The organism is Pseudomonas sp. YeP6b (assembly GCF_025642995.1).
Taxonomy (GTDB): Bacteria; Pseudomonadota; Gammaproteobacteria; order Pseudomonadales; family Pseudomonadaceae; genus Aquipseudomonas.
Window position 1 is genome coordinate 656,561 of record NZ_CP080090.1, and the last position, 14,871, is coordinate 671,431.

The 14,871-nt window shown below is 59.5% G+C and carries 16 protein-coding genes and 1 tRNA gene; 7 read left to right on the top strand and 10 right to left on the bottom strand.

Annotated elements, in window-relative coordinates:
- Positions 1-252 precede the first annotated feature (252 nt).
- The 9 genes from KZH41_RS02940 to KZH41_RS02980 all read right to left on the bottom strand — a co-directional run bounded on the left by KZH41_RS02940 (position 253) and on the right by KZH41_RS02980 (position 7,509).
- Positions 253-726, bottom strand: coding sequence for a Rha family transcriptional regulator (locus KZH41_RS02940; RefSeq protein WP_263274359.1), 474 nt, complete (start codon positions 724-726; stop codon positions 253-255).
- Positions 723-1,022, bottom strand: coding sequence for a helix-turn-helix domain-containing protein (locus KZH41_RS02945; protein WP_263274360.1), 300 nt, complete (start codon positions 1,020-1,022; stop codon positions 723-725). The genes KZH41_RS02940 and KZH41_RS02945 overlap by 4 nt, the downstream gene beginning before the upstream one ends.
- A gap of 1 nt (position 1,023) precedes the next feature.
- The gene (locus tag KZH41_RS02950) at positions 1,024-1,284 is read right to left on the bottom strand and encodes a helix-turn-helix transcriptional regulator (protein ID WP_263274361.1); all 261 of its coding nucleotides are present in this window, start codon (positions 1,282-1,284) and stop codon (positions 1,024-1,026) included.
- Between the two features lie 160 nt (positions 1,285-1,444).
- Positions 1,445-2,260 (bottom strand): hypothetical protein, encoded by an 816-nt coding sequence (locus KZH41_RS02955; protein WP_263274362.1) that lies wholly within the window; start codon positions 2,258-2,260, stop codon positions 1,445-1,447.
- Positions 2,261-2,366: 106 nt separating this feature from the next.
- Complete coding sequence (locus KZH41_RS02960; protein ID WP_263274363.1) at positions 2,367-3,572, bottom strand: tyrosine-type recombinase/integrase; 1,206 nt, start codon at positions 3,570-3,572, stop codon at positions 2,367-2,369.
- A gap of 208 nt (positions 3,573-3,780) precedes the next feature.
- Positions 3,781-3,856, bottom strand: a tRNA-Phe gene (locus KZH41_RS02965).
- A 103-nt stretch (positions 3,857-3,959) separates the two neighbouring features.
- Positions 3,960-4,232: an oxidative damage protection protein gene (locus KZH41_RS02970; RefSeq protein WP_094952171.1), complete on the bottom strand. Its 273-nt coding sequence runs from the start codon at positions 4,230-4,232 to the stop codon at positions 3,960-3,962.
- On the bottom strand, positions 4,229-5,296 hold the full coding sequence (mutY, locus tag KZH41_RS02975; protein ID WP_242153942.1) for an A/G-specific adenine glycosylase: 1,068 nt from the start codon (positions 5,294-5,296) through the stop codon (positions 4,229-4,231). Before mutY ends, KZH41_RS02970 begins: the two co-directional genes overlap by 4 nt.
- Entirely contained in the window at positions 5,293-7,509 is a 2,217-nt protein-coding gene (locus tag KZH41_RS02980; protein ID WP_094952173.1) for an AsmA family protein, read from the bottom strand. Before KZH41_RS02980 ends, mutY begins: the two co-directional genes overlap by 4 nt.
- Positions 7,510-7,835: 326 nt before the next feature.
- On the opposite strand from KZH41_RS02980, the gene KZH41_RS02985 reads away from it, so the two are divergent.
- The 7 genes from KZH41_RS02985 (at position 7,836) to KZH41_RS03015 (ending at position 13,624) form a co-directional block, all read left to right on the top strand.
- Entirely contained in the window at positions 7,836-9,497 is a 1,662-nt protein-coding gene (locus KZH41_RS02985) for an OFA family MFS transporter (protein WP_263274364.1), read from the top strand.
- 258 nt (positions 9,498-9,755) lie between these two features.
- On the top strand, positions 9,756-10,349 hold the full coding sequence (hisB, locus tag KZH41_RS02990) for an imidazoleglycerol-phosphate dehydratase HisB (protein ID WP_003218037.1): 594 nt from the start codon (positions 9,756-9,758) through the stop codon (positions 10,347-10,349).
- On the top strand, positions 10,349-10,987 hold the full coding sequence (hisH, locus tag KZH41_RS02995) for an imidazole glycerol phosphate synthase subunit HisH (RefSeq protein WP_094952175.1): 639 nt from the start codon (positions 10,349-10,351) through the stop codon (positions 10,985-10,987). The genes hisB and hisH overlap by 1 nt, the downstream gene beginning before the upstream one ends.
- Positions 10,988-11,245, top strand: a complete 258-nt coding sequence (locus tag KZH41_RS03000) for a DUF2164 domain-containing protein (protein ID WP_094952176.1) — start codon at positions 10,988-10,990, stop codon at positions 11,243-11,245.
- A gap of 39 nt (positions 11,246-11,284) precedes the next feature.
- The gene (hisA, locus tag KZH41_RS03005) at positions 11,285-12,022 is read left to right on the top strand and encodes a 1-(5-phosphoribosyl)-5-[(5-phosphoribosylamino)methylideneamino]imidazole-4-carboxamide isomerase (RefSeq protein ID WP_003187784.1); all 738 of its coding nucleotides are present in this window, start codon (positions 11,285-11,287) and stop codon (positions 12,020-12,022) included.
- 9 nt (positions 12,023-12,031) lie between these two features.
- A complete protein-coding gene (gene hisF / locus KZH41_RS03010; RefSeq protein ID WP_003171107.1) occupies positions 12,032-12,802 on the top strand; it encodes an imidazole glycerol phosphate synthase subunit HisF in 771 nt (256 codons plus the stop codon).
- A gap of 66 nt (positions 12,803-12,868) precedes the next feature.
- Positions 12,869-13,624: a substrate-binding periplasmic protein gene (locus tag KZH41_RS03015; protein ID WP_094952177.1), complete on the top strand. Its 756-nt coding sequence runs from the start codon at positions 12,869-12,871 to the stop codon at positions 13,622-13,624.
- Here KZH41_RS03015 and KZH41_RS03020 read toward each other — a convergent pair.
- The gene (locus KZH41_RS03020; RefSeq protein ID WP_094952178.1) at positions 13,577-14,866 is read right to left on the bottom strand and encodes a Vps62-related protein; all 1,290 of its coding nucleotides are present in this window, start codon (positions 14,864-14,866) and stop codon (positions 13,577-13,579) included. The genes KZH41_RS03015 and KZH41_RS03020 overlap by 48 nt on opposite strands.
- Positions 14,867-14,871 lie beyond the last annotated feature (5 nt).

A 14,871-nucleotide genomic window follows, 5' to 3' on the forward strand; every position in this document is an offset into this window, starting at 1 on the left:
GTGGGTTGACGGACCGGGGCAAAAGGAACCCGGCAGACCCGAAGGTCTCCCACGCACAGCCACCATAAACTTGATGTGCGGGCACAAAAAAAGCGCCTGCAATCGTGATGGGGGCGCCTGTGCGCCTTTTGCTAATCGGGCCGTCAAACCCAGCCACGGATTTTGCCATGACTTGGGGCGAACCATACCGATCACTTCCGGCGCGTGCAACCAAAGTTATCGACCGTTCATCGCTGATCATGAGCATTGCTGTCATGGGCGGAAGTCCTCCGAGTCGAGTGGTAGCCTCAGTTGCTCCCTCAAATGGGCTACATGCGCGTACATGCCAGGCTTGTCGTAGCGCCAGTGCGCCAGCCGGCGACCACTGCTGCTGGCTTCCTTCTTGCGGGCCTCCAGCGTCAGGGCGGCGCACCCATAACGGGCCTCGCGGAACGCCATGATGAGGCTCGCTTTCAATTCCACAACGCGGTCGGTATTGCGGGACAACGACAGCAGGAAGAACGCTTGATCTTCGTTCAGCAGGGCGAAGCGCTCTGGCCTACCACCGGCAGTTCGGCCCAAGGGTTTCTCCGTTTGAAAAGGAACAACCCCGAACTCTTCAAATTTCGCCAGGTAGCGCTCGATAAGCGCCATTGGGTTTTTGTGCTTGGTTCCCAGCTGCTTCGCGAGCTGGCGGCTGTCCACGCGAGGTTCGTCGCCTACGCGGGTAAGCGGGGTGATATTCATGCCGCCACCTTCGCACCTGGTTCAGCGATCAGTGTGTAAACGGCAACACCGCGGTGGATGCGCCCCCACTCATCCGTCATCGTGATGCGGTTGGTGATGATCTTGTAGCCGGCGTTGCGCAAATCGCAGATACGGGCACCAGGGCGGCAGATGTTCAGCTCGCGCATGATGGTGAACGTGTCGGATTGCCCCAGGCGCAGGTGTGCCGCCAGTCGCGTGTTTTGGGCGTTGATGCTGGTGTTACTATTGCCTTGCGACAGGCTGCGTTTCTCTTCGGGGATCGTGGCCTTTTCCATTTCAGGCCACCTCGCGGCTTTCGGCAATGCGGTCATTCATCCAGCCATAAATCTCCGCCTCAACCCAGACAACGCACTTAGGGCCGAGTGTTACTTGCTTGGGAAAGTTTTCTGCGGCAATGCGACGGTAGATCTCTGTACAGGAAAGGCCGGTGATTCCCTCTACGGCCTGGCGCTTGATAAAGCGAATTGCCGGTTTATCGCCGGAGACAAGTGCGGCTTGCTTGGCAGGGGTGCGGATTGGGTGGGTAGTGGCTGTCATCGTCTAATCGCTCCAGGGCGGTTTGGGTAATTGACGATGGCAATGCTGGCGGGGTGTCTGAGGGTAGTCATTGCAAATGCAAAAATCAGTTTTGCAATTGCAAATAGCTGTCCTGTATTTGCAAATCAAGAAATGCGAAGGGATTATCGTAGCGGATCAGCTAGGCGCCAGGCGCAATATGGCTTCGCACTTCCTTGTCTGACTCCTTCGCTATCTTTTTGGCATCAGCTATCAGGTGCTTAATCGTTGATTCGCCAGCGCCCGGCCAGTCCTTGGCCGCTATTGATGCGACGATGGTTTCTTGTGTATGGCTGGTTCTCCGAGTGTTAACCGTGTAGTCGATCATGCCAGCGATGACCAGGTATGCGGATTTCTTCGGTGATTCGGTTGCAGCAGGCTTTTCCTTAAGCGCCGCAATTTCGTCTTTTAGCTCGCCAATTTCTCTAATAGCTTCGTGTAGCTCCAGCGTGGCACGCTCTTTTTCTGCTCGGTGGCTCTCGGCTGCTATTTTGAACGCCTCAATATCGGACGCTGTGGCAGCTAATTCATCAGCGTTAATTTTTTCTCCCAGTGCCTCGATGTGAGGGGATTGGAAGGCTAGTGAATAGTCCTTGATGCTGGCTGCCGTGAACCAGCGAATTTGCCTACGGCTTAACGATCCGTCCGGGCATTGGCTGGTGACGTGCCCGAACAGGTCAAGGGTCGTTCCGCGAAGCTCGTGGGGCATGGCGAATATTTCCGGGCTTTCCATGCGATGGTAGCCGGACGCTACAACGTCGCAGCTCCAATCGCTTTCATCGGTTCCGCTGCAGCCAAAGCCAACATTTATAGATACGTCAAGAAGCCGGGCCGCGCAGTAACTCATAATGATGTCCTCTGTTACCGGGGCGCGAGTGATGATTCGCAGCCAGTCGGTAGCCTGACCGATATTCAGCCAAGGAAGACTTCTATAAATCTTTTGCATCATATCGTTCATACCACGGATGCCGATGTCAGAGCTGTATGGATAAACATAGTTGGCGCTATGTTATCAGTAATTTCCAGTCGCACCCACGCGCACCCGCCCCTTAGCAAAAGATCACCTAAGATCGGTGTCTGATGCTCACTACGTTGGCGCCAGCGCATAGCGCGTCGATTGAGTCTGCCCAGGCTTGCATCATTTCCCGGCGCTGCTCGACATAAGCCGCATGGTTGTAGGTGCCGCGTATTTCGTCGCTGTCCCCGTGGGCAAGCTGACGTTCGATCCAGTCTTTGTTGTACCCGCGTCCGTTCAACTCTGTGCTGAGTAGGTGACGGAATCCGTGGCCTGTCTGCCGGCCTTCGTACCCGGCCAACCGCAATGCCTTGTTAACCGTGTTCTCGCTCATGGGGCGCTCAGGGTTGGCGCCAGCAAAGACCAGTGCATAGCGTCCAGTGATCTCTTGGAGCTGGCGCAGGATGGCAACGGCCTGGCGGGGTAGAGGGACGATGTGAGGGCGGCGGGCTTTCATGCGTTCGGCTGGAATTGTCCAGGTGGCGCGCTCCAGATCGAACTCTGCCCAGGGGGCTTGGCGAAGTTCGCCCGGGCGAACGGCCGTTAGTGTCAGCAGGCGGATGGCGTGCCGGGTAAGTGAATGGATATTCGCGGCCTCGCTCTTGGCCAACAGTTCTGGGAGTTCAGCAAAGGTGACCTGCGGATGATGGCGTGCAGCTTTCGGTGGTGCTGCTACCACGCTCAGATCCGTGGCTGGGTTGGTGTCAACGACGCCCTTGGCCAGCCCGTACCGAAATATCTGGTGTAGCCATTGTCGGATCTTGCCTGCGGCATTGAGAGTGCCCCTGGCCTCTACCTTGCGCACCAGGTCTACCAGATCGGGCCGGGTGATCGCTTTTACGGGGCGAGAGCCTATACCCGGAATCAAATCATTCTCCAGGTACAGCTTGGCTTTGTAGGTTGTGCTCTCTGCCCAGCGGGGGGCGTTGTAGGCAAACCACTCTCGCGCCAACGTCTCGAAAGTCAGCCCCTCGACCTTCTGGGCTTGTTTGGCGGTTTTTTTCTGCTCGCCCGGGTCGGTACCTTCAATCAGTAGCTGGCGTGCCCCATCGCGAAGCTGACGAGCTTTCAGTAGGGTGACCGATGGGTATGCGCCAAGCGCCAGCATCTTTGCGCCGCCGTTGAAGCGGTACCGATAGCGCCACAGCTTGGAACCGGTCGGGGTCACTTCTAGGCATAGGCCGTTGGCGTCGGTCAGCCGATACAGCTTGTCCTTCGGCTTGGCAGTACGGATGGTGGTATCTGAGAGTGGCACGCAGCCTCCTTGCAGGCCGCACCAGGCGGGCGTATTGCCGTCCTAGTGTGAGTAGATTTCTAGACCGAACTGGATCTACTCACGAATCTACTCACATATGTTTGGGCTTACAAGGGAACGGTTGGGAACCGTAGAAAGCAAAAAACCCGCATTAGGCGGGTTTCTTGGGTGCTTTCAGGTGTGCTTGGCATCACCTGAAAACGAAAGGTGGTGCCCAGAGACGGAATCGAACCGCCGACACGGGGATTTTCAATCCCCTGCTCTACCGACTGAGCTATCTGGGCAACGGGGCGCATTAAACGGGTTTTTCAGGGGGTCGTCAAGCAAGTTTTCAAAAAATATTTAATTATTACCGTCGCTTACGTGCCGACCCCGGTTTTTGATCAATTATTGAGCAGGCGGTACGTAACCGTCGGCTTTGGCGTAATCCTCGCCGGAAAAGAACTTGTCCATCTCGCCTGACAGGTATTTACGGTCTTCGGCGTTCATCATGTTCAGGCGTTTTTCGTTGATCAGCAGGGTTTGGTGTTTCAGCCAGTCGCCCCAGGCCTGTGCAGAGATGTGCTCGAAAATGTCCTGGCCCTTGGCACCTGGGTACGGAGGGCGTTCGAGGCCGGGCAATTCTTTGTGGTACTTGCGGCACATGATGGTGCGGGTCATGACGGAACTCCTGCGTTCAATACTTCGGCCGCGCGCTTCAGCAGTTTTTTCACCGGGGCGGCAAGGCCCAGGCGCGGCGGGGTGGCGAGGTTATACCAGAGCCAGTCGGCCTCGGCCACGTGATGGGCGGATTCCTCGACCTGGACCAGCCAGGGTTCGATAGCCAGCTGGAAATGGCTGAAGGTGTGGATCAGCCCCGGCAGTTCATGCGGCGTGCCCAGCTCGAGCGCGTGCTGGTTGGCCAAGTGTTCCAGGTCTTGGAGGTCGTCCAGCTCCGGCAAGCTCCACAAACCGCCCCACAGGCCCGTGGAAGGGCGACGGTAAAGCAGAATCGCGCCCTCGGCATTGGCCAACATCGGCATCAGCGTGCGCTTTTGCGGGATGGTCTTGCGCGGCTTGGGGATCGGGTAGCGGGTCTCCAGGCCGAGCATATGGGCTTCGCAGCCTTTTTCCAGCGGGCACAGCAGGCAGCTCGGTTTGCTGCGGGTGCAGAGCGTGGCGCCCATGTCCATCATCGCCTGGGTGTAGGCGTTGACGCGATCGTGTGGCGTAAAGCGCTCTGCGGTCGCCCAAAGCTGCTTGGCGACCTTGGGCTCGCCTGGGTAGCCCTCTTGCGCGGTAAAACGCGCCAGTACGCGTTTCACGTTGCCGTCGAGGATCGGCGCGCGCAGGCCCATGCTCAGGCTGGCGATCGCACCGGCGGTAGACAAACCAATGCCGGGCAGTTCAGTGAGCTTTTCGACGTCCTTGGGAAACTCGCCGCCGTATTCGGCGACGACGATCTTGGCGGTCTTCTGCAGGTTGCGTGCGCGGGTGTAGTAACCCAGGCCGGTCCACAGGTGCAGCACTTCGTCTTCCGGCGCGGCGGCCAGGGCTTCGACCGTCGGCAGTGAGGCCATGAAACGGTCGAAGTAATTGAGCACCGTGCTGACCTGGGTCTGTTGCAGCATGATCTCCGAGACCCACACCCGGTAAGGCGTGATGCCTTGTTGCCAGGGCAGGTCATGGCGACCGTGGCGGTCGTACCAGTCCAGCACTGCCTGTGAAAACTGCTCGTTTCTCATCGTTTGAACAGGCCTTTAAGGGCGTCTTTCAACTGCGGGTTGACCTTGTCGAGTTTCTCTTCGAGCTTCTCGCTGAGCCTGTTGCCAGCGGCCTTGACTGCGACCTGAGTCAAGCCGTCCTTGTCCAGGCGACAGGCCTTGGCGCCCAGTTCCAGCGGGCCACGGCAGCGCAGTGGCACTTCGATGCCCTGGAAGTTGGAGCCGACCTGGCAGGCCGGGTCCGGCACGTCGCGCTTGTCGCCTTCGACGATGATGCCGACGCGGTAGTCCATGCCCAGCACGCGCAGGTCGACGTCACCGTTGCCGTTGACCGTCAGGCCCGGGATGCGCACTTTCAGGTCAGGGTTGCTGGCCACACCGTTACGCAAGGTCAGGTTGCCGCGCAGTTCCTGGAACGGCGTGTCTTTGCCTTGTGGCGTGGTGCTCAAGGTCTTGCGGTTGAGCAGGGCGATGCCGGTGCACAGTTGTTGTTCAATGTTGGCGTTGAGCAGCGCGCCGTTATTGATCACAAAGCTGGCGGTGCCGTTCAGGCTGTCGATCAGCGCCTTCTGGCTGTTACCACGGCCGTTGAGGTTGCTGTCGAGGGTGATCTGGCCTTTCACCGGCGGGGTTTGCCCCTGGGCTTGCAGGATGCGTTCAACCGGTACCTGCTTGATGCGGGTCTGCAACGCCAGCACCGGGATGTCCTGGCGCACATCGAGTGTGCCGTTGGCCTGGAAGGTGCCGTTGTAGAGGCCGCCGCTGAGGGTCTCGAGTTTGAGCTGGCCATCGATGCCGGACGCTTTGAGCGCGGCGTTCTGGATCGGCAGTTTGCTCAGGGTCAGTTCGCCAAAGGCCAGGTCGGCGTCGATATCCAAGGTGCGCAGGCGGGTCAATGGCAGCAGCTTGTCGGTGCTCCACGCGCCTTTGGTCGGTGCGTCCGGCAGGGGTGTGGTGCCACCGGCAGCCATGGCGCCGGCTTCGCTGTTCTGTACTTCGGCCTGGCGTGCGGCGGCTGCACCTTTGGCGGTTTCGGATTTGGCCGGCAGGTAGTTGTCGGCGTTGAAGCTGTCGCCTTTGAGTTGCACACGCAGCGATTGCTTGGCGAAGTCGTCCACAGCGATGCGGCCGGTAAAGGTGCTGCTGTCGAGTTTCAGGTTCAAGTCTTCCAGCGCCATGCTGGTGGGCGTGCCTTTAAGGCGGCTGACCAGCTCGACTTTACTCAGGCTGCCCGCGGCCATGGCCGGCAGCGGGTGCCCCACGCTGTCGAGGAACTTGGCCAGGTCAAACTGGGCAATGGACAGGGCACCGCTCAGTTGCGGGGTTTTGTTCAGGTCGTTGACCTTAAGTTCGCCCAAGGCGCGCAGCTGGTTGGCGGAAAGTTTCAGGTTGGTCCATTCGGCGATGTTAGCCGCCAGGTCCACCAGCAACTGGCCTTGGGTCGAGAAGGTTACGGTTTTGCCTTGCAGTGGCTCGCCGGTGGCTTCGCCGCTGAGTTTCATGTCTTCGAATTGGTAACGCTGGAGCGCGCGTTGAATGCGCAGGTTGCCGTTCAGCTCGGTCTTGACGCGCATCAGCGGCTGGTTGCTGCCCAGGAATGCGGTGAGTTTGAGCGGAATGCTCGCGCCTTCGTGCACGGCGCCGGCGCTCAACTGAATGCTTTCGGCGCTGTACTGTTTGCCGGTCTGCTCATCGTTGTATTCAACGCGGGCGTTGTTGATGGTCAGGCTGTCGATGTCCAGGCGGATCGGTTTTGGCGGCTTTTCCGGTTCGGGCTCGGCTGGCGTTTCCACTGGCGCAGGCACCGGCGCATTGGCCGTTGTCTCGGCCACGTTCTTGCCGATGTCCTCCCAGTTGCCGTGGCCTTGTTTGTCACGGGTCAGGCGCAGGTTCAGGCCCTCGACACGCACATCGCTCATCTGCACTTCGCGGCGCAGCAGCGGCAGGACGCGCACCGACAGGCCGATCATCTGCAGGTCGGCGAACGGTTGGGTCGGGTTGGTCAGGGTCGCGACGCTGGCTTCGTGCAACTCAAGGCCCAGCCAGGGGAACAGGCTCCAACCGATATCGCCATTGAGCGTCAGCTCGATGTGGGCCTTGTCGCGGGCAATCTGGCGAATCTCGTCTTTGTAATCGTTGGGATCGAAGAGGTGGGTCAGGGCAAAGCCCAGGGCCACAATGATCAGCAACAGCCCGAGAAGTACCAGACCCAGGATTTTGCCGAACGCTTTCATGGGCGAGTCCTTGTATGTCGATTTCAAAATTTAGCCGCAGAGTATAACGCCCGACGGCCTGCGTCAGTTCATGCATCGTTACATTGTATCTAGACGCAGCAAAATCGGATTTTGCTGTCGGGCAGATCAGGTTGCGTGAAAAAGGTGATGTCAGTTTGGTTTTTCTGTCATCCACTGGTGCTAATCTGCGCGGGTTCGTCTGTCGTCTGCGACACAGCGTCGCGCTCAAATGGAGCTTTACTCAACAACAACGGCCAACGCTTTGCGTGCAAGGTCGAGGGAGAGAGCGCCTGACGGACACATACTAATAACTGGGGGAAACACCAATGAGCACAAGCACTGCGGCTGGCAGTACTGCCGCACAGCCTGCGTTCCTGTCCAAGGAACGCATTATCGCCAAGCCGGGGTTCAACCGCTGGCTGGTTCCACCGGCCGCCCTGGCCATCCACCTGTGCATCGGCATGGCCTACGGGTTCTCGGTGTTTTGGTTGCCACTGTCCAAAGCGCTGGGTATCACCGCACCGGTTGCCTGCGCGCCGGACATGAGCTTCATCGCACAAGTCTTCTCGTCGCAATGCGACTGGCCCATCTCCATGCTGGGCTGGATCTACACCCTGTTCTTTATCTTCCTGGGCTGCTCGGCAGCGATCTGGGGCGGCTGGCTGGAACACTCCGGGCCACGTAAAGCCGGCGTTGTATCGGCCTTGTGCTGGTGCGGCGGCCTGTTGATCTCGGCGTTGGGCATCTATACCCACCAGATCTGGCTGATGTGGATCGGCTCCGGGGTCATTGGCGGCATCGGCCTGGGCCTGGGCTATATCTCGCCCGTGTCGACCCTGATCAAGTGGTTCCCGGACAAGCGCGGCATGGCCACCGGCATGGCGATCATGGGCTTCGGCGGCGGCGCGATGGTCGGTGCACCGTTGGCCGCAGCGCTGATGGGCCACTTCGCTTCGCCAACCAGCGTGGGCGTGTGGCAGAGCTTCGTGGTCATGGCCGCGATCTACTTCGTGTTCATGATCGGTGGCGCATTGTCGTACCGCGTTCCGCCGACCGGCTGGAAGCCTGAGGGCTGGACCGCGCCGGCGAAAAAAGCCAGTAATGCGATGATCACTCACCGTCACGTGCACGTGAACGTGGCGTGGAAAACCCCGCAATTTCGCCTGGTGTGGCTGGTGCTGTGCCTGAACGTGTCTGCCGGTATCGGCATCCTCGGCATGGCTTCGCCGCTGCTGCAGGAAGTGTTTGGTGGCAAGTTGCTGGGTGTTGATGTGCCGTTCGGCCAACTGGATGCTGGGCAGCTTGCGTCTATAGCCGCCATCGCCGCGGGCTTCACCGGTTTGTTGAGCCTGTTCAACATCGGTGGCCGGTTCTTCTGGGCGTCGTTCTCCGACTACCTGGGGCGTAAAAACACCTACTTTGTGTTCTTCGCGCTGGGTTTTGCCCTGTACGCGCTGATCCCGAACCTGGGGCATCTGGGCAACGTAGCGCTGTTTGTGGCGGCGTTCTGCATCATCCTGTCGATGTACGGCGGTGGTTTCGCGACTGTCCCGGCTTACCTGGCCGACCTGTTCGGCACCCAGATGGTTGGCGCGATCCACGGTCGCCTGTTGACCGCATGGGCAGCGGCGGGCGTGTTGGGCCCGGTGCTGGTGAACTACCTGCGTGAGTATCAGCTGAGCATCGGCGTTGAACGCGCGGCGGCCTACGACATCACCTTGTACATCCTCGCCGGCCTGCTGGTGCTGGGCTTCATCTGCAACCTGCTGGTACGCCCGGTGGCTGACAAGTACTTCATGACCGACGCCGAACTGGCTGCCGAACAGGCGCTGGGCCATGATAAAGGGGCGGATGCTTCCACCTCGCTGGAATGGAAAGCGGCTTCCGGCACGGTGCCATTGGCGATTGCCGCCTGGCTGGTGGTGGGTATTCCGTTGGCGTGGGGTGTGTGGGTGACCCTGCAGAAGACGGCGGTATTGTTCCACTAACACCGCGTAACCCCTTGTGGGCACGGTTTCTGTGGGAGCCGGGCTCATGTGGGAGCTGGCTTGTGTGGGAGCCAGCTCCCACACTTGATCTTCACCCATCTGAAGATATCGGGTCGGCGCACCATTCTGGAGCGCCTGCTTGTACACACATGTCTATCGCCGACACTCCATCAGTCTTATCCCCTTCGATGTTTCTGTTTAGCGCCCGCGCCCCTATAATGGCTGCCTTTTTCGCCCAATGATTTTGCGGAGTTGGTGATGGCCGAACGTAAGGCGTCCGTCGAGCGCGACACTCTGGAAACCCAGATCAAAGCCTCGATCAACCTGGATGGCACCGGAAAGGCCCGATTTGATATCGGTGTACCTTTTCTTGAGCACATGCTGGACCAGATCGCCCGCCATGGGCTGATCGACCTGGATATCGTCAGCAAGGGCGACCTGCATATCGACGACCACCACACGGTGGAAGACGTCGGTATCACGTTGGGCCAGGCATTTGCCAAAGCCATCGGTGACAAAAAAGGCATCCGTCGCTACGGCCACGCCTATGTTCCGCTGGACGAAGCGCTGTCGCGCGTAGTCATCGACTTCTCCGGCCGCCCAGGCCTGCAGATGCATGTGCCCTACACCCGCGCCACCGTGGGCGGCTTCGATGTCGACCTGTTCCAGGAATTTTTCCAGGGCTTCGTCAACCACGCACTTGTCAGCCTGCACATCGACAACCTGCGCGGCACCAACACCCACCACCAGATCGAAACCGTGTTCAAGGCTTTCGGCCGCGCGCTGCGCATGGCGGTGGAGCTGGATGACCGCATGGCCGGGCAAATGCCTTCGACCAAGGGCGTTCTGTAATGCAGACGGTCGCGGTTATCGATTACGGCATGGGTAACCTGCACTCGGTGGCCAAGGCCCTCGAACACGTAGGCGCTGGTAAGGTGCTGATCACCAGCGATGCCAATGTGATTCGCGAAGCCGACCGGGTCGTATTTCCCGGCGTGGGCGCGATTCGCGATTGCATGGCTGAGATCCGCCGCCTGGGCTTTGACAGTCTGGTGCGTGAAGTCAGCCAGGACCGGCCGTTCCTCGGCATCTGTGTGGGCATGCAAGCTTTGCTCGACAGCAGTGAAGAGAACGACGGCGTCGACTGCATCGGCCTGTTCCCAGGCCAGGTGAAGTTCTTCGGTAAAGGCCTGCACGAAGACGGCGAACACCTGAAAGTCCCGCATATGGGCTGGAACGAAGTTCGCCAGGCCGTGGATCACCCGTTGTGGCACGAAGTGCCAGACATGGCGCGTTTCTACTTCGTGCACAGCTACTACATCGCCGCCGGTAACCCGCGCCAGGTGGTGGGTGGCGGGCACTACGGCGTGGATTTTGCCGCAGCGCTGGCCGAAGGTTCGCGTTTTGCCGTGCAATTCCACCCGGAGAAGAGCCATACCCATGGCCTGCAATTGTTGCAGAACTTCGCCGCGTGGGATGGTCGCTGGTAAATGGCCAAGAAGCCGAAAGTGCCGGTCTTGAACCTCACGCCCGAACAGGAGGGTGAGGCTACCCTCACGATCAAGCGCTTCATGGAAGACCGCTTCGAGCTCAAGCTGGGCTCGTTCGAGGTCGCCGAGCTTCTTGAGTTGTTCACCACCGAAGTGGCGCCGCATTATTACAACAGGGCGATTTTCGACACGCAGACGCTCCTTAAAGAAAGGTTCGAAAGCATCGAAAGCGACTTGTGGTCGCTTGAGAAACCCTGATTTCCCAAGCATTGCTGAATATCGAATAAGGTTTGCCAGATGCTGATTATCCCCGCTATCGATCTCAAGGACGGCGCTTGTGTACGCCTGCGCCAAGGCCGCATGGAAGATTCCACCGTGTTCTCCGACGACCCGGTGAGCATGGCTGCCAAATGGGTAGAAGGTGGCTGCCGTCGTCTGCATCTGGTGGACTTGAACGGCGCCTTCGAAGGCCAGCCGGTGAATGGTGAGGTGGTTACCGCCATCGCCAAGCGCTACCCGAACCTGCCGATCCAGATCGGCGGCGGTATTCGCTCCTTGGAAACCATCGAGCACTACGTCAAAGCCGGCGTGAGCTACGTAATCATCGGCACCAAAGCCGTTAAAGACCCAGCCTTCGTTGCTGAAGCCTGCCGCGCGTTCCCGGGCAAGGTGATCGTGGGCCTGGACGCCAAAGACGGTTTTGTCGCCACCGACGGCTGGGCTGAAATCAGCACCGTGCAGGTGATCGACCTGGCCAAGCAGTTCGAAGCTGACGGTGTGTCCGCCATCGTTTATACCGACATCGCCAAAGACGGCATGATGCAGGGCTGCAACGTACCGTTCACCGCTGCTTTGGCTGCGGCTACCAAGATCCCGGTGATCGCTTCCGGTGGTATCCACAACCTGGGCGACATCAAGTCGCTGCTGGACGCCAAGGCGCCTGGCATCATCGGCGCCATCACTGGCCGCGCGATCTACGAAGGTACCTTGGACGTCGCCGAAGCCCAGGCTTACTGCGACGCCTACAACGGCTGAGGACTGACCATGGCGCTGGCCAAACGCATCATCCCTTGCCTGGACGTCGACAACGGTCGCGTGGTCAAGGGCGTCAAGTTCGAGAACATCCGTGACGCCGGCGACCCGGTGGAAATCGCGCGTCGCTACGATGAGCAAGGTGCCGACGAGATTACCTTTCTCGACATCACCGCCAGCGTCGACGGCCGTGACACCACGCTGCATACCGTGGAACGCATGGCCAGCCAGGTGTTTATCCCGCTGACCGTGGGCGGCGGCGTGCGTACCGTGCAAGACATCCGCAACCTGCTCAATGCCGGCGCGGACAAGGTCTCGATCAATACCGCGGCGGTATTCAACCCGGAGTTTGTCGGCGAAGCCGCGCAGCACTTCGGCTCGCAATGCATCGTGGTCGCCATCGACGCCAAAAAAGTCTCCGGCCCGGGTGAAACACCGCGCTGGGAGATCTTCACTCACGGCGGCCGCAAGCCCACCGGGCTGGACGCGGTGGAGTGGGCGATGAAGATGGAAGGCCTGGGCGCCGGTGAAATCCTGCTGACCAGCATGGACCAGGACGGCATGAAAAACGGCTTCGACCTCGGCGTCACCCGCGCCATCAGCGATGCGCTGGGCATTCCGGTGATTGCCTCCGGCGGCGTCGGCAACCTGCAGCACCTGGCCGACGGCGTGATCGAAGGCCACGCCAGCGCCGTGCTGGCGGCGAGTATTTTCCACTTTGGCGAATACACCGTTCCCGAGGCCAAGGCCTACATGGCGGCGCGCGGTATCGTCGTTCGCTAAACGCTACTGGACACCATGGCAGGCGCGCGGCACTCTTTGCGCTTGCCATGGATTCCGGTAGCCTTCATGTTCAAGACCTTGTTGCTCGCCCTCGCCAGTACCTCCGTGCTTATGGCCGGTGCTGCCCACGCCGAAGAACCGTCTGACGCCGCCCTGGTGTTGCTGACGGAAAACTTTCCGCCTTACAACATGGCGAAAAACGGCAAAAATTTCGCCAAGGACGAGAACATCGAAGGCATCGCCGTGGACATCGTCCGCGAGACTTTCAAGCGTGCCGGCATTTCCTACAACCTGACCCTGCGGTTTCCTTGGGAGCGAATCTACAAACTCGCCCTGGAAAAACCCGGTTACGGCGTATTCGTGATGGCGCGCCTGCCGGATCGCGAAGCCTTGTTCAAATGGGTCGGCCCTATCGGCCCTGATGATTGGGTGTTGTTGGCCAAGGCCGACAGCAAGATAGAGCTGTCGGACCTTGAGCATGCCCGTCGTTACAAGATTGGTGCCTACAAGGGCGACGCCATTGCCCAGACCCTGGAAAAACAGGGCCTCAACCCGTTGGTGGTGCTGCGCGACCAAGACAACGCGCAAAAGCTCATGGATGGCCAGATCGACCTGTGGGCCACCGGCGATCCTGCCGGGCGTTACCTGGCGCGCCAGGTCGGCGTAACGGGGCTCAAGACCGTGTTGCGCTTCAACAGCGCCCAGCTCTACCTCGCGCTGAACAAAGACGTGCCGGATGACGTGGTGACCAAACTCCAAGCGGCACTCGATCAGTTACGGGGCGAGGGTGTCCTCGAACAGATCATAGCCCGCTATCTCTAGTGTGGGCTGTGCTTCAAGGGGGTCTACTCCAGGCGCTTTCTCAGGCAGTGGCTCCACGCTGGGGTACTGGCTCATGTACACGTGCTCGCCGCTGTTGTAGCTCACAGTGTCTGATACCTGGCTGTCATCCAGGCGTAGCAGGCGGTATTCACTGTTCAGGATGGAGCCCGCAACGGCTATCTTCGGCGGCGCATAAGTGATGATTTCCAGCGCTGAGGCGTTGCTCCAACCTTTCGCCGAGTGCTGCGTATGCGTGAATTCACGGTCCAGCTGCGCCGAGAAACTCAGCGCGAATGCTCGAGTGTTTGCGGGCCATTGCTTGCTTAGTTCGACGCCGGTGCCAGTTGCCAGCACCCTGGTATTTTCTCCGATTTCGCCCTTCGTGGCTTTCCACGTAGAGGGGCGACTGGTCGCTTCGGTGTTGTGCTCAAAGCCGACGAAAACGTGACGATCAGTACGCTCCAACCGATAAGTGGGTGAGGTCTGCAGCTGCTCAATAGCGGTTAATTCCGGATCTTTTACGCAGAACCACGGCAGTTCGCACACCTTAATTATGGGGGTGGTCTCCTCCAGCATCGGGTTCTCATACCCGCTGAGAACGGGGAGTGGTGGTGCTTCGCTGGATTGCGCGGTGAGCGCCAGGCGCAGCGAATAGGCCAGGAGGCTTGGCTTGGTAGCGCTTTCACTGCCGATAAAGGTGCCAGGGGCCAAGTAAATTTCGCCGGCTGGTGCATCGGGCGGAGTAATCGACCAAGTGTTCAGGTTTTGGGTAGCGCCACTGCCTTTATCATCCCAGATCAGGTCGCCCACTTGGGCTGTTTGCACCAGATCTTCGCGTACGCAGCGCATGGCACTGGTCGAAGGTTTGTCATAGGCCACACCGCACACCAGCCCCATCGCGACATAGCCTTGCGGTGGCAGTGGGCGCCAGATGGATAAATTGCCTAAGGCCCCAGTTCCTTTATCGTGCCACACCAATTGGTAATCGAGCGGCGCGCGCAGGGCCGTGCCGTTGACCTTATTCACGTCGCTGACGACCGGGACGATCTTGCTCCGGTTGATATTGTCATGGTGACCAACCGCAACATCGCCCAAGGAGAAAAACGGGCTTAGTTCATCGGATGTTGTGCTGGGCCGCCAAAGGCCGACGTCTTTATGCGCGCCTGATCCCTTATCGCTCCAGAGCGGAAGAAACTCGCTGGTAAAGTTGATGAGCAGGTCGTTGAATTGCAGAGGCTTCATTGGAG

Bases quoted from the DNA above. Each gene is read 5' to 3' on its own strand.
- KZH41_RS02940 (WP_263274359.1), bottom strand. From the start codon at position 726: ATGAATATCACCCCGCTTACCCGCGTAGGCGACGAACCTCGCGTGGAC.
- KZH41_RS02945 (WP_263274360.1), bottom strand. From the start codon at position 1,022: ATGGAAAAGGCCACGATCCCCGAAGAGAAACGCAGCCTGTCGCAAGGC.
- KZH41_RS02950 (WP_263274361.1), bottom strand. From the start codon at position 1,284: ATGACAGCCACTACCCACCCAATCCGCACCCCTGCCAAGCAAGCCGCA.
- KZH41_RS02955 (WP_263274362.1), bottom strand. From the start codon at position 2,260: ATGAACGATATGATGCAAAAGATTTATAGAAGTCTTCCTTGGCTGAAT.
- KZH41_RS02970 (WP_094952171.1), bottom strand. From the start codon at position 4,232: ATGACCCGCACCATCATGTGCCGCAAGTACCACAAAGAATTGCCCGGC.
- mutY (WP_242153942.1), bottom strand. From the start codon at position 5,296: ATGAGAAACGAGCAGTTTTCACAGGCAGTGCTGGACTGGTACGACCGC.
- KZH41_RS02980 (WP_094952173.1), bottom strand. From the start codon at position 7,509: ATGAAAGCGTTCGGCAAAATCCTGGGTCTGGTACTTCTCGGGCTGTTG.
- KZH41_RS02985 (WP_263274364.1), top strand. From the start codon at position 7,836: ATGAGCACAAGCACTGCGGCTGGCAGTACTGCCGCACAGCCTGCGTTC.
- hisB (WP_003218037.1), top strand. From the start codon at position 9,756: ATGGCCGAACGTAAGGCGTCCGTCGAGCGCGACACTCTGGAAACCCAG.
- hisH (WP_094952175.1), top strand. From the start codon at position 10,349: ATGCAGACGGTCGCGGTTATCGATTACGGCATGGGTAACCTGCACTCG.
- KZH41_RS03000 (WP_094952176.1), top strand. From the start codon at position 10,988: ATGGCCAAGAAGCCGAAAGTGCCGGTCTTGAACCTCACGCCCGAACAG.
- hisA (WP_003187784.1), top strand. From the start codon at position 11,285: ATGCTGATTATCCCCGCTATCGATCTCAAGGACGGCGCTTGTGTACGC.
- hisF (WP_003171107.1), top strand. From the start codon at position 12,032: ATGGCGCTGGCCAAACGCATCATCCCTTGCCTGGACGTCGACAACGGT.
- KZH41_RS03015 (WP_094952177.1), top strand. From the start codon at position 12,869: ATGTTCAAGACCTTGTTGCTCGCCCTCGCCAGTACCTCCGTGCTTATG.
- KZH41_RS03020 (WP_094952178.1), bottom strand. From the start codon at position 14,866: ATGAAGCCTCTGCAATTCAACGACCTGCTCATCAACTTTACCAGCGAG.